Source organism: Pseudomonas sp. SDT291_1_S447, from assembly GCF_054070155.1.
On record NZ_JBSVXS010000452.1, the window covers coordinates 1 to 217 of the forward strand.

The following is a 217-nucleotide window of genomic DNA, read 5'->3' on the forward strand; positions in this document are numbered from 1 at the left end:
CGCGCACGTTTCCAGCCGCCACCATAACGGTCGCTCCACATCGAACCGGGAATATCCAGCAGCGCCAGGGCCAGCATCACCACGGTAGCCACGGTGCCCCATTGGTCGGCGGATAAATCGAAATGCTTGGAAATGGTCGGCCCCAAGCGCAGCACGATCTCACGGTCGTAGGCGTTGAGAATCCAGATCATCCAGCAGACCAGCAGCGACACCCAGG

The 217-nt window shown here is 60.8% G+C and carries 1 pseudogene; it reads right to left on the reverse strand.

The window, feature by feature from the left end:
- Positions 1–217: pseudogene (locus tag ACW9IR_RS30325) on the reverse strand (MFS transporter); the annotation flags it as partial.